Annotated in this window: 14 protein-coding genes and 1 tRNA gene; 5 read left to right on the top strand and 10 right to left on the bottom strand. The window is 38.6% G+C overall.

Annotated elements, in window-relative coordinates:
• The 3 genes from Q0505_RS06110 to Q0505_RS06120 form a co-directional block, all read right to left on the bottom strand.
• Positions 1 to 3,125, bottom strand: a 3,125-nt coding sequence (locus Q0505_RS06110) for a strawberry notch C-terminal domain-containing protein (protein ID WP_299210225.1), incomplete at its 3' end; no start/stop codon positions are given.
• Positions 3,118 to 3,540 (bottom strand): hypothetical protein, encoded by a 423-nt coding sequence (locus Q0505_RS06115; RefSeq protein WP_299210227.1) that lies wholly within the window; start codon positions 3,538 to 3,540, stop codon positions 3,118 to 3,120. The genes Q0505_RS06115 and Q0505_RS06110, both read right to left, overlap by 8 nt.
• Entirely contained in the window at positions 3,537 to 6,236 is a 2,700-nt protein-coding gene (locus Q0505_RS06120; protein WP_299210229.1) for an N-6 DNA methylase, read from the bottom strand. Before Q0505_RS06120 ends, Q0505_RS06115 begins: the two co-directional genes overlap by 4 nt.
• 308 nt (positions 6,237 to 6,544) lie before the next feature.
• Between Q0505_RS06120 and Q0505_RS06125 the strand changes: the two genes are divergently transcribed.
• Positions 6,545 to 6,676, top strand: a complete 132-nt coding sequence (locus Q0505_RS06125) for a hypothetical protein (protein WP_015361296.1) — start codon at positions 6,545 to 6,547, stop codon at positions 6,674 to 6,676.
• A 21-nt stretch (positions 6,677 to 6,697) separates the two neighbouring features.
• Here the strand turns inward: Q0505_RS06125 and Q0505_RS06130 are convergent, their stop codons facing one another.
• Genes Q0505_RS06130 through Q0505_RS06155 form a run of 6 tightly spaced genes read right to left on the bottom strand, consistent with a single transcriptional unit; the run spans position 6,698 to position 10,337 of the window.
• The gene (locus Q0505_RS06130) at positions 6,698 to 7,864 is read right to left on the bottom strand and encodes a glycosyltransferase (RefSeq protein WP_299210233.1); all 1,167 of its coding nucleotides are present in this window, start codon (positions 7,862 to 7,864) and stop codon (positions 6,698 to 6,700) included.
• 1 nt (position 7,865) lies between these two features.
• Positions 7,866 to 8,096, bottom strand: a complete 231-nt coding sequence (locus Q0505_RS06135) for a hypothetical protein (protein ID WP_299210235.1) — start codon at positions 8,094 to 8,096, stop codon at positions 7,866 to 7,868.
• Between the two features lie 50 nt (positions 8,097 to 8,146).
• Positions 8,147 to 8,635, bottom strand: a complete 489-nt coding sequence (locus Q0505_RS06140) for a hypothetical protein (protein WP_299210237.1) — start codon at positions 8,633 to 8,635, stop codon at positions 8,147 to 8,149.
• 3 nt (positions 8,636 to 8,638) lie between these two features.
• Complete coding sequence (locus Q0505_RS06145) at positions 8,639 to 9,895, bottom strand: winged helix-turn-helix domain-containing protein (RefSeq protein WP_299210239.1); 1,257 nt, start codon at positions 9,893 to 9,895, stop codon at positions 8,639 to 8,641.
• On the bottom strand, positions 9,882 to 10,043 hold the full coding sequence (locus Q0505_RS06150; protein WP_299210240.1) for a hypothetical protein: 162 nt from the start codon (positions 10,041 to 10,043) through the stop codon (positions 9,882 to 9,884). The genes Q0505_RS06145 and Q0505_RS06150 overlap by 14 nt, the downstream gene beginning before the upstream one ends.
• Positions 10,044 to 10,058: 15 nt before the next feature.
• Complete coding sequence (locus Q0505_RS06155) at positions 10,059 to 10,337, bottom strand: hypothetical protein (RefSeq protein WP_299210242.1); 279 nt, start codon at positions 10,335 to 10,337, stop codon at positions 10,059 to 10,061.
• Positions 10,338 to 10,499: 162 nt separating this feature from the next.
• On the opposite strand from Q0505_RS06155, the gene Q0505_RS06160 reads away from it, so the two are divergent.
• The 4 genes from Q0505_RS06160 to Q0505_RS06175 all read left to right on the top strand — a co-directional run bounded on the left by Q0505_RS06160 (position 10,500) and on the right by Q0505_RS06175 (position 14,025).
• A complete protein-coding gene (locus tag Q0505_RS06160; protein WP_299210244.1) occupies positions 10,500 to 11,252 on the top strand; it encodes a hypothetical protein in 753 nt (250 codons plus the stop codon).
• Positions 11,253 to 11,310: 58 nt separating this feature from the next.
• A complete protein-coding gene (locus Q0505_RS06165; protein ID WP_299210246.1) occupies positions 11,311 to 12,057 on the top strand; it encodes a DNA-directed RNA polymerase subunit beta in 747 nt (248 codons plus the stop codon).
• Between the two features lie 178 nt (positions 12,058 to 12,235).
• On the top strand, positions 12,236 to 12,421 hold the full coding sequence (locus tag Q0505_RS06170) for a hypothetical protein (RefSeq protein WP_299210248.1): 186 nt from the start codon (positions 12,236 to 12,238) through the stop codon (positions 12,419 to 12,421).
• Positions 12,421 to 14,025 carry a recombinase family protein gene (locus Q0505_RS06175; protein WP_299210250.1) on the top strand — a complete coding sequence of 535 codons (1,605 nt, stop codon included), beginning with the start codon at positions 12,421 to 12,423 and terminating at the stop codon, positions 14,023 to 14,025. Before Q0505_RS06170 ends, Q0505_RS06175 begins: the two co-directional genes overlap by 1 nt.
• Here Q0505_RS06175 and Q0505_RS06180 read toward each other — a convergent pair.
• Positions 13,991 to 14,064, bottom strand: a tRNA-Arg gene (locus tag Q0505_RS06180). The two genes, Q0505_RS06175 and Q0505_RS06180, sit on opposite strands and share 35 nt — an antisense overlap.
• Between the last annotated feature and the right edge of the window lie 78 nt (positions 14,065 to 14,142).

Genomic DNA, 14,142 nt, shown 5'->3' on the forward strand with positions numbered 1-14,142 from the left:
AGAATCTTTCGTGAATCTGTAACTCCAAATTTTAAACTGATGTTACTCAGCGTATATGGATTCTTACCAGACTTACCGATGCTCACGCCCAAGAAGATTCCCCAAGATGGATTGATGGTTGTCCCAATAAACGGAACGCGCACCACGTCGCCAATGTTCCACATTGTGATATACCTGACGATAGAACGCTTCGTATTCTCCAATCCTGCCACATAGGTGGCGAGTTGAGATGTCTTGGCGTGAATAATTTCTTCCAGCTTTGTCCAGTCAGACTGAATACGCTCGTTTTCTTTTTCGGTATCGCCACTACCACGCTGGGGTAAATCGTCACGATCTTCTTTTAGCCTATTGATGACTTCAAGCTTTTTCGCTTTACGCTCTTCAATAAGCAATGGATACTTCTCATTGATAGCATCTACCATTTTCATTTGTACCTGAACAGGTTTCTGTCCTTCAAGCGCATCAGTAATTCGCTTATCGATATCCTGTTTGGTAAACGGTCGTTTTAGATTATTGACAATCGTAATATCGCGCACTGTATCTTTTCCAAATGGTGTAGCGCCACCTTGACCTTTCTGAAACAGAAAGCGCTTTTTAGTTTCTGCGTCAAGTGGCAGGAACTCTGTTTCCAGATCATAAGTTCCTTGTTGTTTTTCAAGTTTGATTTGATGGTCATAACGTTCCAGAAGATCATCATAAAGTGCATCTTGCTCTTCCACTTTCAGCAACCCAGCACGACCAGTTAGTTGACGTACAGCTCCATCCTTAAAACCATTTCGCTCATAACGTATGTAGCCGTTTTTATCAGTTTTCTTCTGATAGGTAGGATAACCTAATTGCTCCATCATTTCCTGATTCTCATCTACCCAATTCCAGGCAGCGATATCTCCATATTTATTTAGGAAATCGGCACTTTTTAAAGTTTCATCATTGGTTTTTTGTGATCCTGTGGTATTCGCATCCAGCGATTTTAATTTCGCCTTTAGCATAGTCATCAATCTTTTTTCCGTAGGAATGTCGCTTGTGATGTAATAGTATTCAGGCAACACCACTTGCCCAGTACGATTGATACGACCACGCTTTTGAACTTCGGTATTGATATCCAATTCAAATTGATGCACAATCATCGCCCGCTGCCGCTGATCCTTAAAATCTTTACTTGCGTGTGCCGATGAGCCTGTGGAACCACTTTGATTAATCAGCAACACATCATAATCGCCACTATTGAACATCCTAAAAGATCGCTCCGTATTACTGCGGAAGGATTGCACCACAGCTTCGTCGCCATCCATCGCAATGCGTTGATTACGACCTGTGACTTCGGCTACTTTAAAATATAAATCGGTATGGCCACCAAGATGTTTTGGTTTTTTCTTTTTCTCAATAAAGTGAATCAGCTCATCAATAGGCGAAATAGAAAGTCCTGAACTCTCCAGAACCATTCGACTTTTAATGTCTTTGTATTTCTCGATACCTTTTTGTGATAGCTCTTCCAGTTCTATGCGCTCACGTGTTTTTGAGCCATCAATAGCGGTATAACTGTAATTGAAAATTCCGTCCAGACCACGAACCAAAGTTCTCACAAAATCTATTTGTTCCTTGGGAATCACATCGCCACTTACCAAGTTCATTTCCTTTAAAAATGCACCCATTGTCGATTTAAAAGCGATCACTACCTTTTTGTCTTCCTTCAGCAATTTGATGGTATGATCAACCACATCTTTTACCTTAAGAGCAAACAGCATTTGGTCAACAATATTGAAAACTCTGGAAAAGTATGGCGATTGCTTTACGCCCAGACTTCTCGGTTTGGAAGACATATGCTCGCCTTGCGCTTTCGCGGAAGCGTGAATATCTGCCAAAATAGGCGCCACAAATTCCTGTTCAAACTGAACAACTTCATTCATCAATGAAATGATGCTGTTGACACTCGCACGACTGATGCTACGCTGTGGCTCTGCATCGAGCGTGATATAATCTATTTTAATGCCTTCATTTGATCTTTGCCTACGAATGAGCTGACCACTTTCAGAAAGGTTGGACGCCACAATTTCCTGAAGCGCTAAACCGCCACTAGTCATTGATCGCACAAAACTGGCATCAGTCAATCCAGTTTCTGCAATTGCGGTTTTCTTTGCATAAAACGGCATCACTTCTGGATATTTGGCAAAGGTGGCACTCAAAAAGCAACACGCTTTAGTTTGTGGTAATACATTCCGCATCCACGTCCCAATGATGGAATCAAAACCACCTGCCATATGCGACTCATCGAGAATAAAGATGACCTTCTTGTATTTCTTGCTGCCTTCCAGACCATTGTTTACCATACTTTCCAGCCACAATCGTTTATAAGGATGTGCAGACTGTACTTGAGAATAGGTGCAAAAAATCATATCGTAACCTACAGGCAAATGGTCTAAGGTTTCCGTAATCGTGATGAAAGGCAACTTGTCTGGATCTGGTAAATTCTTACCGATTTTCTTGTGCCACTCAATAGACTCGATGCTTTCTGTGGGAAATTCTTTTTCGGTGGTAATCAGCTCATATTGTGCCTTACTGATCATCGGTGTAAAGACGACATTTCCTTGGGCATCTTTTACCTTGGAATCCGTATCTGTGTTGACGATAAATGGGCGGATGTTGTCAAAACCAATCGCTTTGAGATCTCGGTACATATCTGTAAAAAGATCTGGCTTTTTGGTAAAGAAAACGGGAAGAAAGCCCTGCATAACTGCGTGTCGTATCACCGCCGCTGCTTGCCTGCCTTTCCCAATTCCCGTTTGATCTGCTATGATAATGCCTTGCTCGTTCTCAAATTGCTTGAGATATAATCCCACAGCATCCACCTGTTCTGCGCCGAGACCTTTCCACATCTCTTTAGTAGATTCATACTTGAGCTGATTGCGCACATAATTATCAATATTGCCTTTGTCCTTAACGATACGGTTCAATGACTTTTGTACTTCAAAAGCCATATTGCGTGGGATAAGCGTATTCATTTTGTAAGGTGCTTGCGACTTGGACGCATAAGGCACTAATGCCGCTTCCTGAGTGGCAAGTTTTGCTACTTCATCAGCGTTCTGGCTGTACTCAGCTTCCTTGATATCGAGTTCTTCGTTATTCATTTTTGAAAAGTGCTAAAGCTTCTAAGTAGCTGCGAAGCGTGGTTTCTGAATACAATTGCACGGCATCTTCCTTGTCCATTCCACCATACATTAATGAATTAGTGGGTAGGCTGTCGTCCATTTTATCCCAACTTTCTTTGAGCGTCCACAGCGCGGTTTGCATCTTATCGGTTTCCAATAAAAAGCTCGCAATTTCTTCAGTACTAGTCCCATCATTGTAGATGACTTCTAAGTATTCTTCAATAAGTGCTATAGGATCTTCTCCCGTTGCTCTAGCTTGCTCAATGAGTTCGTGTAGTTGGATGAATATGCCTGCTTCGTGATCTTCAAACCGTTCAAATTTTGAAGGGTTTGAAACCATAAACAGTCGCGCTTTGACATCGCCAGACATTAATTGGTTGTTATAAAATATCATTGTATTCGTGCTTTTTTAAGTTGCGAGATGAGTGTATTTAAATTTGGTTTAATGTGTGACTTGACACGTTTCCAGAGATCGAAAAAGGTCTCAACCATTGTATTTAATTCTGGCGCTTTAGTCTGATCTGGCGCAACACCAGATGGTTTTGATTTGCGACCACCTACTAGAATGAGCATCGTTTTTGTCACAGCGCCTTGCTTATTGTAGAGCTTGTAACTGTTCATATTGATAATATCGTCCACGTGATAATGACGGTACAACCAATTGAAAAATGGACGGTATTTTGCAAACAAACCATCTTCGCCAAAATACACGTGACCCATAATGATGATCGCCGCTTTGCCATCACCCTTCATCGTGTGCAACGCCAGTCCTGCCATTAAGTGTTCCAGACGAATATGGTTTGCTATCCCACGCTGTTTGTTGAAATATTTATTGGCGATACGCTGCTTATCAAATTTGGACGCTTCCCATCGTGCAAATGGCGGATTGGTCACAACCACATCGTGCACTTTATTCATTACTTCAGGAAAAGGTTCGGCAGCATTGTTATTTGTGATGCGGCCAAAACCCTGATACTCTAGTGATTTTTTTCGGCTGTTGTCAATCTCATTAACGTGCGTGATTCTAGGATTTGCGCCTACGAGCAACAGGCCATTGCCGGCACTTGGTTCAAAGATGAATTCTGCATCCTTCATTTGGGTGTATTCTGCGACGATGGCGCCTATGGGACAAGGCGTTGAATACTGTTTGTACAATTCTTTGCTACTGTCTGAATAGGCGTATGTCGGCTGAACTTGACTCCAGAAAAAATCCATTTTACGCAAGCGACTTTCAAAAGCGATTGGCTCTTTGTAGAGCATTTTGTACCACAGTAACCAACTCAATTCCACAGCTTCCCAGAGTGCACCTAAATTGGGTGCGCCGGTTTCTTCTTTTAATGCTTCGACTTTCTTTTTTGATAGGCGTTCCGCTTTCGCGAAAGCGGTATGCATCACAGCCACCACACGATCTATATAATCGTTTTTAGTAGTTGATTTTTGAGTCTTTTGCTTTTTGGGAAGTGATTTCGGTTTGTTGTCTGGCTTTTGCTGTCCATCCAAATAATCCTGAATATTGGACTTAGAACGCTCCAAACGATTCATCTGCCATTGCATCTCGTTAAAGGCTTCTTTGGATTTCTTATCCGTTTTGGGTTTACCAGTTTTAGGGTTCACATAGTCCAGATGATCTTCTACCAATTGCAATAACATCGCATCGATAATCTCAATTCCTTTCTGTGGATTTGCGATGGGACGTGAATGCTCTACCACAGACCACCACTTGTGGCTGTAATCCTCGATGTCGATTTCGGCTCCCAATGGCGAGACACTTTTATAGCCTGTGTGAATGTTTACATAAGGATAATTGAGATCAGTGGGATAGCCGATGGTTGCAAATGCTTCTGGCCCACGATTTTCCCATTCCTGCAACAGCGTCGAGCGATTTACAGCAATACCATAATCGTTGGGATGTGGCATCTGTGACAATTGAAAGAGCTCCAAACCAGACACTTGTTTCAAGTTCTCATCATTAACTGTATAAAGTTGGGGAAACTTAAATTTTAAGAAGTTGCCATCGCCTATGGTCAAACTGCCAGACTGAAATGGCTCGCCAGCGTGAACGGGAACAAGCACATTGGGAACGATATGATCGCGATTAAAAATATCTTTGGCAATAGACCGAGCTTCAGTTTCAACTTCTTTTAAGGGAATAAGCTCCAGACTCAAAGATTGATTCAACCGGTTCACTTGCATTAATGCCATCGCCCGATCTTTAATATCCAGATCGTACACCCAATCTTTAAAATTTTGAAGTGCTTTTAAAAGATGATTTTTAAAATGAATTTCGCTCCATTGGTCGGCAGCGTCTTCCAGATCCATTACGGTGGTGGCGATAATAGTTTCAGGTTCGCCGTCCAGATCTTCGGTTTGCTCGTTCAGTTTTTCTATGACTTCCTTTAAAACAGATCTTGTGGAAAGCTTACGTTCTGCATCTGTTTTATAACCAGAATCATTTTCTGGTTCTTTACCGATTTCTGTTTTTTCTTCAGCTAGTTCTTTAGGGACTTTGTCATTTGCAGCATCTCCTTCCTTAGCGACTAGTTCATCATTTTCAGCTACTTCCTTAACGACTTCGTTTTGGATAGGTACACTTTCTAAAGCTACCATACCATCAATCACTTTCCCATCTCTAAACAGGACGCGTGACTTTCTCTTGTAGTTGCGAGGATGTACTTCTATATGTTTGAGTGTATCGCCATACTTGCGCATTGCAAAACGACTCGCTATCTCGTGAGCGACTTTCTTGTAAGAATCAAAAACGACATAGTTTTCCTGTTCTGCTTTTTCCTGCCCCTTAAGGAAGATCGTTACATAGGTAAATTGCCCTTTGTCAATGTTTTCTAAGGACGACTCAAAAGATGGATGGATCAATACGTGTTTCCAATCGCCATCTTTTACAAATTCCTTTTCCAACTCTTCGACATAGCGACAGTATGCAGGATGATTGTCAACATACCATTTCATTGGGTCTGACAGTGTTTCCTTAAAACCAAGTTCCTTCAAATGAAATGCTAGTTCTTTAGGAAGGACTTCGCTAAAGTGAAGCTCGATGCCTTTTTTCTGTTTGTTGAATGTACTGGTTAATTGCATTTGCGTTCCCAAAATTTGCTAGTCGCTTAGGGACTAGTTTGTGGTGTGTATTGGGATAAATATAGATTTCGCTTTCGCGAAAGTGACGTAAGGGAAAGGGGTTGCGGTACGTTACAGCATTTAGTTTTTTAGTCTAAAATCAAGAAACCCTAGCGGTGGCTAGGGTTGTGAATTTATGGGTGGGATAAATAGAAAAAGAAGTTATCGGTACAATGGTCTTTTCTAAAAAAATTCAAACTAAGTTGAAAACTTAAATTTCTAACGAGCTTATAAATGATTAAATTAGTAAAGAATTTAAACTTAAAATTATGGGAATTAAACCAGGTCCAAAAAGAACTGCCAAATCAACGGGAAAACCAGACAGACGCCAACGAGATAATAAAAAGACTGGTGGAAATACGCCATCATTAAAACCACATAAGCACAAGAAAGGAGATTAGTTTATATAAATTATTTGATTTTTAAATAAACAAATCCTGAAACCTCTGAAGTTGCCTGCTCGTAAAATGCTGCTCCATCCAAATAGACTTCAGGGCATTCTTACCCATCTGATCGCGTAGCTTTTTATTAGAAACTAAACGTTGGATAGCGTTTACCCAATCTTCAGCGCTTTCGGCAAGTAATCCTGTTTCTCCTTCCTTAAGGACTTGTTCCGCTGAATGAAATTTTGATGCAATTACTGGAATACCAAAAACAGCACCTTCCAATAGCTCAGTGTAAGGCGCACATTGAGAAAAGCGGTTCTTTTCAGAAAGTAAAAGAACCATATCCAGTGCCAAATCATTCAGTTTTTTAAAGTGATTTTCAAACGCCACAGGTTTATGATATTCTATTGCTAGTCCTTTAAGAACTAGCTCGTCATTACTATCTTTTCCATCCCAACCATAGCATACAAATTGAACTCCTTCCTTAGGGACTTCTTTAGTTTTTGCAACTAGTTCCTTAAGAACTAGCAAATCTTCAAGCTGACTTTTACTACCTATAATCCCAATCCTGATTGTTTCAGACTCATTACGTTTTAATGGCGGTATTTCTTCGTATCCTAGTCGTGACACTAAAGAGGGCAATTGCGCAACGTGTGTACTATGATTAGGAAAATTGTCGTGCAGGATCTTTTTGTAAAAACTAGCCAGTGGTTTAGTAGCAGTTGTAACCACATCCATAGAAATCATATTAGATAATAATTGCTCTTTGTCACGAGTGTTGACTTTGCGCGACAATGCGTGACTTTGAGGAATAGCGGTAAAGTTTTGATCGATATCCATTATCAATTGAACATCTGGTCGCAACACACGAATCGCTTTTATAAAGAAATCAATATCTGAAAAGATAACTGGGAAGATCACATAATCTGCCCAGTATAATAGTTTTTCATCAATCAGATTCTCATAATCTTCAAAGCGCTTATTGAAGTTGAAGGTTTCAATAGCGGTAATAATCGCGCAATGAGATGATGTCTTATTTAGTTCTAACGCAGGTGTTATTGCACGGTAATACCCTGTGGAATCTAAACAAGGAGACACATACAGCAAATGAACTTTATCATCGTCTTCTTCATAATCAGGATATTTTCTGCTGAATAAGGTTTCATTCTTCAGTCGTGCTTTTAATTCTAAAATGGTTCTCATATCAATTGGTTTCAGCATTAATATTCATCTCGTTTCCTTCGTAGAATTTGGCAATACGTTGTCCAGTAGCTTTGTCATAAATCTCAATAGTGCCCGCAAGTGGTCCGTATTCCTTTATCTTTTTGCGAAAGCGCGAAAGACCAGTTTCCTTACTTTTAGTTTTGGATAATTTATGGCGCCAGTCGATAGAGTACATCGTTCGCACATTACCATCTTTGAACCAGACAATCATTTTAGTTTCTGAGTCTTGGCCGAGTTTCCAGCCTTTTTTCTTTTGTTGCATTATTTAAAGTATTTAATGAGTGATAAAAGTGAAATTTCCTTGACGTAGGTCTTGTTGTGAAAAGCTTTAACTGTTACAACATCCTCTTTGACATTTAGCCAGATCTGAACATCTTGCTCACAGATTTGATTGGCCGTGGCAAATTCCTTGAGATACTTTTTGATACTGAAGGCAATCTTGTTGCGCACATTGGGTAGCGCAGCAATACTTTCTTCCAGGAAAAAGAACGCCAGCTCATCAGTAGGGATTTTTTTCAAAGGCACATCCTGATTGTACAGGTAAGAATGAACTTTGTGCTGCTCTTGGTAAATACGCAGATATAATCGCTCCACGGGAAGTTGTTGCCAAGTGGCAATCTGCTGTGTATAATTCTTGATATTATGCGAGATCTTTTTCTCATAGCCAAAAACATCAATAGATATCTCGGCAATCGCTCCCTTGAGTTTGTTGGTCAGGGCAGCGTTTTTCTTTTTGAAAATGCGTTTCATTCGTTAAATATTGGTGTATAAAAATCGTTGTGTAGAAGGGTTGAGCACACTTGCGTGAAAGTGTTGCAATAGCTCAGGTTGTCCCAGTTTACCTATTCTCGTCTCACATTGCCTGAAAAGTGCCAATCTCGGTTTTTGTTTGGCAGTATCTTTTTTTTCGTTGTTTAGAAATCTGCGTATTTGCGCAGCAACGATGAGTTTTAGTTGCACTTCTACCTGGCGTTTTTTGTGGTCTCGCCACCATTTTTTTGTGCCGGCAAAACCTGTTTTATTTTTAGGATCAAAATATTGATTTGGCAACTGCACGAAGCGACGCTCTGGGTCTTTGGCGAGATATTTCCGTACGAGTTCTATGCGATCTACATAGCATTGATGCACATTTGCTAGATGTTTATCGGCTACTGGATTATACCATTGCCAGAGTAACTCTTTACCAATTTTGATTTGTGATTCTGTGAGATAGGTGTCTTGGTAGAGCACATTTCGCGAAAGCGTCCAAAGCGCATTCACATAAACAGAAAGGGAAGCGGAACGAGCCGAATCTCGTGGCAAATTTTCGGCGCCAGTTTGATTTGTGGCTCGATTCCGCGCATTTTCCCCTGCATCTTTGGATTTTTTGGGGCATTTTTTCCCTGTGTATCCTGTAAAAGTGTTGCTAGAAGCGTTGCGTGACGTTGTTTCTTTTGTGAGCGGTAGCGAATTCCTTTTATCTCCGAATAGCTTGGCTCGGCTTGAGTTATCAACGCCTATTATTAAATTATTTATGTAACCATTGTTACTAGAGTCTGTATGACGACAAGTTGTCGTATGTGTTTTTTTAAGATGTTGATTGTGTGTAGGTTGTAAATTCCGTGAGTCTTGCTCATTTTTGGGCTTATCAACCTGTTTTAAACCGTTTGCTAACAAGATTTTTGGCTCGACCCAGAGGTCATATCCAGAATTGGTACCGTGCCATATTTTATTGATAATAATCCCTGCATCTATGAGTCTTTTTAAGTGACGCTGGATGGTACGAGGACTGGCGTTGCCCATTTTAGCCAACTGTAGATTGTTGGTCTTTAGAGGCGGTAAATTTTGTGGATCAAGTTGTGTGACATTACTCGCTTTCAGTAGTGAAAGTCCGTAAATCTTAATGATATCCTTTGCAGTAGCGGCAATGGCCTGGCGTATGCGGTTGGAAAGTTGATCTGTATTCTGGTTGTGTTCTTTTATGTGATAATCCAATGCCTTAAAGGCAATGGAATAATTAACTATGCTCATTTTTAGGACTGTTATGAAACAGCAAAGTGTGTGCTTTGTCTATCTCACTAGTCGGCTTGTGGTGCTTTTTTAGCATCTCTATTTCTTCCTTGATTTCTTTGATAAGGCTAAGGAAACCTTGGTCTGGGCTATCTTCTGCAAATTTCATAAGATGAGATCTGCATTATAATTTCATCGACGTTTGCGACTTTAAAGGCAGGTTCTCTGTGAGTACTTTTCCCTTTTTACTATTGCGCAATGTTTTCTCGTGTTTAGATTCTAAAAGAGTCAGACAGGCTTCGTAAATAAGTTCTTCGCTAGATGGCCTAATTTCTTTCCTATTAAAAAATTTAGAAACCGTTGGTCTTGATTTTCCCGATTCTTTAGCTACAAGCGCAATGGGATTATCAAAATACTTGTGCATTTTTCTCGTAATGGCTTTAATTTCATCTGGTTGATACATCTATTATAAATTTTATGTGATTCGTGTGACAATTCCGTGTAAAAGTTTTGTAAATTTGACAACAATTTAACGCTAAATAAGCATTTATTTGGTCAAATATATGTATAAACGTTGCTTAATAAGCAACAAAAACAAATAATTATTTTCAGATTATAGAATTAAATGAATGTAAAAAAGGTAGAGAAAAAGGAACAAGTCACTCAAAATAAGGTAGATAAAATGAAAGAAAATTTAGATTATGATACCATTGATCTTAAGTTTATAGATGCCATCGATGAAGTATTAGAGAAGAATGATGAGATGGGTATTAAACCAAGTAACGATAGTAGCCTTGGAAAATTAATTTATCCATCTAATAGAAGTATTATCTCATCTGTAAGAAGCAGGTCAAAGCATATACCGCATCTGGCACTTATAAACTTTGCAAAAATTTTTGATGTAGATATGAATTACTTCTACGGCCGTGATGCGTTGAATTATCTTCCTAAATCAAAAGGCACAGTCAACAATTCTAATAACTCTGTTCATAATACGGGAAATAATAATACAACTACTCACGCTGGAAACCGTGGTACCATAAAAGAAGTTAAAAATGTTCAAAACGAGGTAAATGGCGGCTCAATGGACATCGACACAATGATAATAAATCTTATGGCAAAGCTAGATAAAGAGTGTGTTGACGAATTTTATAAAATCATAAAGAAGATGAGGAAAGAAAATAAAAAATTAAATAAAGAACTTAATTCTCATTTAAAAAAGAAATCCAAAAAGATTGAAAAGATGGCAGCATTGCACAGCGCCGAAGTCAAATCGCTACAAAAAGAACTTAAAAAAAGTAATCAAAATTTACTTGATGCTCAAAAGAATGAGAGCGATATTCTTAAAAAATATATTTTTTCTTTAGAAACAAAGTAAAAACGTCTTTGTTTCGTAACGTTTATAATAGTATGTTTGTATTATCAAAATAAAAGTCTTGAAAGAACAATATCCAGATTATTCAAAATTATTGAGATTACTCAACGAAAAGGAATATGCTAATAAATACATCGTAAATGCCGAAAGACGTATGATTACCCACTGGCAGGATATAGGTCTCTTTGAAGATCAACGCCATACTGATAGTGGATGGAAAAAATTTAGTCTCATCGATATTCTATGGATGGGTATCATCATTGAATATCGCAATCTGGGATTTGCAAATGAGAGAATAAAGCCTGTTAGGAAATTTCTTTTTGAGAATACAACCATTGTAGGTAAAAGCATAAGTAAGTTAGAATACTCAGCTGTTCAAGTTCTCGCTTTCGCGAAAGCGTTATACTTAATAACTGATGTGGCGGGAAACATATATCTCGCAGACGATTATGAATATGTAAAGCTCTTGCAGGAAGGCGAAGTGACCAACCACATTGTATTAAGCTTAAATAAAGTAGTCAAAGAAAATATAGCTGTCCTTTTTTCTGAGCCTAATTTCAACGCTTTTGCAGGATTAAATAAAGAAGAAATCCAAGTAATGCTCATACTGAGAAGTGAATCATATCAATCTGTCCAAGTGACCAAAAAGAATAGAGAGATCGATATGATAGAAGGAACAGAACGCATTAGCGAGAAAGATAGAATCATTGACATTCTAAAACAGCACGAATATCAAAATATCGAAATAAAACAAGCCAACGGTAAAGTGGTCTTAATAAGCCGTACCGTAAAACAGAAAGCAAAATAGAACAACCATTTGCCATTCACACTCAATTTGTAATCCCATAACGGAAACAAGTTTGAAACCAATAATTATGAAAACCTAATAACCATCGATTGACAGTAAACGGAATGAGCTGAAAAAGCCATCCACCATCCCATTAGTGCTATGACTATAAAATAGAATAGCATTCACGGATTTATTAATGCAATCAATAGATGTAAAAAAAGAGAATAATAAGGAAGTAACAAAAAATAAAATGTCTGTAGAGAGACTCAAATCATTTAAGGGATTTGAGAACGTGAACGAAGATGAGGCAGATGAAATAATTAAAAATCTTGAGCAGTTTGCACTCATATTATGCAAACAAGTTCAGCAAAACGTAGCCTAATGAAAGATTTATCCATCTTTAACCAATTTGCCCGTAAAGACGAAAGCAAGTCACTCAGACAAGCAGGAAATGCTGTTATATATACAAGAGTATCCACTAAAGAACAAGCGGATAATAATGCTAGTTTAGATACGCAGTTAAAGTACTGTGAGCAACTTGCTCAGAAGAAAGGGCTTGATGTGGTTGAGTATTTTGGTGGGACTTATGAATCTGCTAAAAGTGATGAGCGTAAGCATTTTCAAAAGATGCTCAACTTTGTAAAACGCCGAAAGGATATTGGATATATCATAGTGTATTCTTATGATCGGTTTTCACGAACTGGTGCAAACGGAGCATACATAAGTGACCAGCTAAAAAGACAAGGTATTGTTACCATATCTGCTACTCAAGAGGTAGATACTTCAACTAGTGCAGGATCTTTCCAACAGAATTTATATTATATGTTTTCTCAATTTGATAACGAGTTGAGAAGAGACAAATCCGTTTCTGGAATGCAGGAAAAGTTACGTAGAGGCGATTGGACTGGAGCGTGGCCATACGGTTATACTAATACGAATCCGGGAAAAGGAAAAAAACCCAACTTTGTAATTAATGAAAAAGGAAAGCTTCTAAAAAAGGCATTTGAATGGAAAGCAATGTTAAACACCTCACACGTTGAGATATCCAAAAAACTTAAGCGAAAAGGATTAGACCTCTCAGCAAAAAAGCTAAGTGATTATTTTAGAAATCCGTTCTATTGCGGATTAATGGTAAACAAACTAATACCAGGAGAAGTAATTCAAGGTAACCACGAACCTATGATCACTCGTGAAATGTTCCTCAAGATTCACAATCTTCTTAACTCAAGAGAAGAAGGCAGGAAGTACAACCTTGATGATGAAAATCTACCGTTGAAAATGTTCGTTAAATCAACGGAATGCGGCACACCCTACACAGGATATGTTGTTAAAAAGAAAGGTTTGTATTACTATAAGAACAGAAGATCTGGAAGTAGAGAAAACCGAAGCGCAAAAAAGCTTCATAGTTCATTTATGGCACTTTTGGAAAACTACACACTATCTGATGCAAAGTATATAGAACCTCTTAAAGAGATTATCGAGAAGACTTTCATCGATTTAAACAAAGAGCAGATAGATGAAGCAAAGGTATTGAATACTAAAGCTGCGGAGCTGGATGTTAAACTTGACAGGTTGGAAGAACGTTTCGTATTTGAAGAAATATCGAAGGTTCAATACGATAAATTCAAATCAAAACTTGAGTCCGAAAAGAACAAAATAACGGAGCTAGTTTCAAACTCAGGATTTAATAGTTCGAACCTCAAAAAATCGATTGACAAAGCTTTGAATTTCGCCTTGAATCTCCCGTCATTGTGGCAATCAGGTAATATTGAAGTAAAGCGCTCACTTCAATTTATGCTCTTTCCAGAAGGAATAGGGTATGACTTTAAAAACGACCGACTTCGAACTTTTAGAGTGAACTCAATTTTTAGCGCAATGGCCTCTATTTCAGATAAGTTAGGAGCAAATAAAAACGGGACTTTTCAAAATGATTTTGAAAAATCCCGTTTAGTGACCTCGACTGGATTCAAACCAGTAACCTCTTGAGCCGTAATCAAGTGCGCTATTCAGTTGCGCCACGAGGCCTTTATTTTTCCAAAACAACAAAATAATAATTGTTTGTTTCGGGGTGCAAATATATTTCTTTTTATCTTGCTGGCAAAT

It is taken from the genome of uncultured Dokdonia sp. (assembly GCF_937910895.1).
GTDB lineage: Bacteria > Bacteroidota > Bacteroidia > Flavobacteriales > Flavobacteriaceae > Dokdonia.

Bases quoted from the DNA above. Each gene is read 5' to 3' on its own strand.
- Q0505_RS06115 (WP_299210227.1), bottom strand. From the start codon at position 3,540: ATGATATTTTATAACAACCAATTAATGTCTGGCGATGTCAAAGCGCGA.
- Q0505_RS06120 (WP_299210229.1), bottom strand. From the start codon at position 6,236: ATGCAATTAACCAGTACATTCAACAAACAGAAAAAAGGCATCGAGCTT.
- Q0505_RS06125 (WP_015361296.1), top strand. From the start codon at position 6,545: ATGGGAATTAAACCAGGTCCAAAAAGAACTGCCAAATCAACGGGAAAA.
- Q0505_RS06130 (WP_299210233.1), bottom strand. From the start codon at position 7,864: ATGAGAACCATTTTAGAATTAAAAGCACGACTGAAGAATGAAACCTTA.
- Q0505_RS06135 (WP_299210235.1), bottom strand. From the start codon at position 8,096: ATGATTGTCTGGTTCAAAGATGGTAATGTGCGAACGATGTACTCTATC.
- Q0505_RS06140 (WP_299210237.1), bottom strand. From the start codon at position 8,635: ATGAAACGCATTTTCAAAAAGAAAAACGCTGCCCTGACCAACAAACTC.
- Q0505_RS06145 (WP_299210239.1), bottom strand. From the start codon at position 9,895: ATGAGCATAGTTAATTATTCCATTGCCTTTAAGGCATTGGATTATCAC.
- Q0505_RS06150 (WP_299210240.1), bottom strand. From the start codon at position 10,043: ATGAAATTTGCAGAAGATAGCCCAGACCAAGGTTTCCTTAGCCTTATC.
- Q0505_RS06155 (WP_299210242.1), bottom strand. From the start codon at position 10,337: ATGTATCAACCAGATGAAATTAAAGCCATTACGAGAAAAATGCACAAG.
- Q0505_RS06160 (WP_299210244.1), top strand. From the start codon at position 10,500: ATGAATGTAAAAAAGGTAGAGAAAAAGGAACAAGTCACTCAAAATAAG.
- Q0505_RS06170 (WP_299210248.1), top strand. From the start codon at position 12,236: ATGCAATCAATAGATGTAAAAAAAGAGAATAATAAGGAAGTAACAAAA.
- Q0505_RS06175 (WP_299210250.1), top strand. From the start codon at position 12,421: ATGAAAGATTTATCCATCTTTAACCAATTTGCCCGTAAAGACGAAAGC.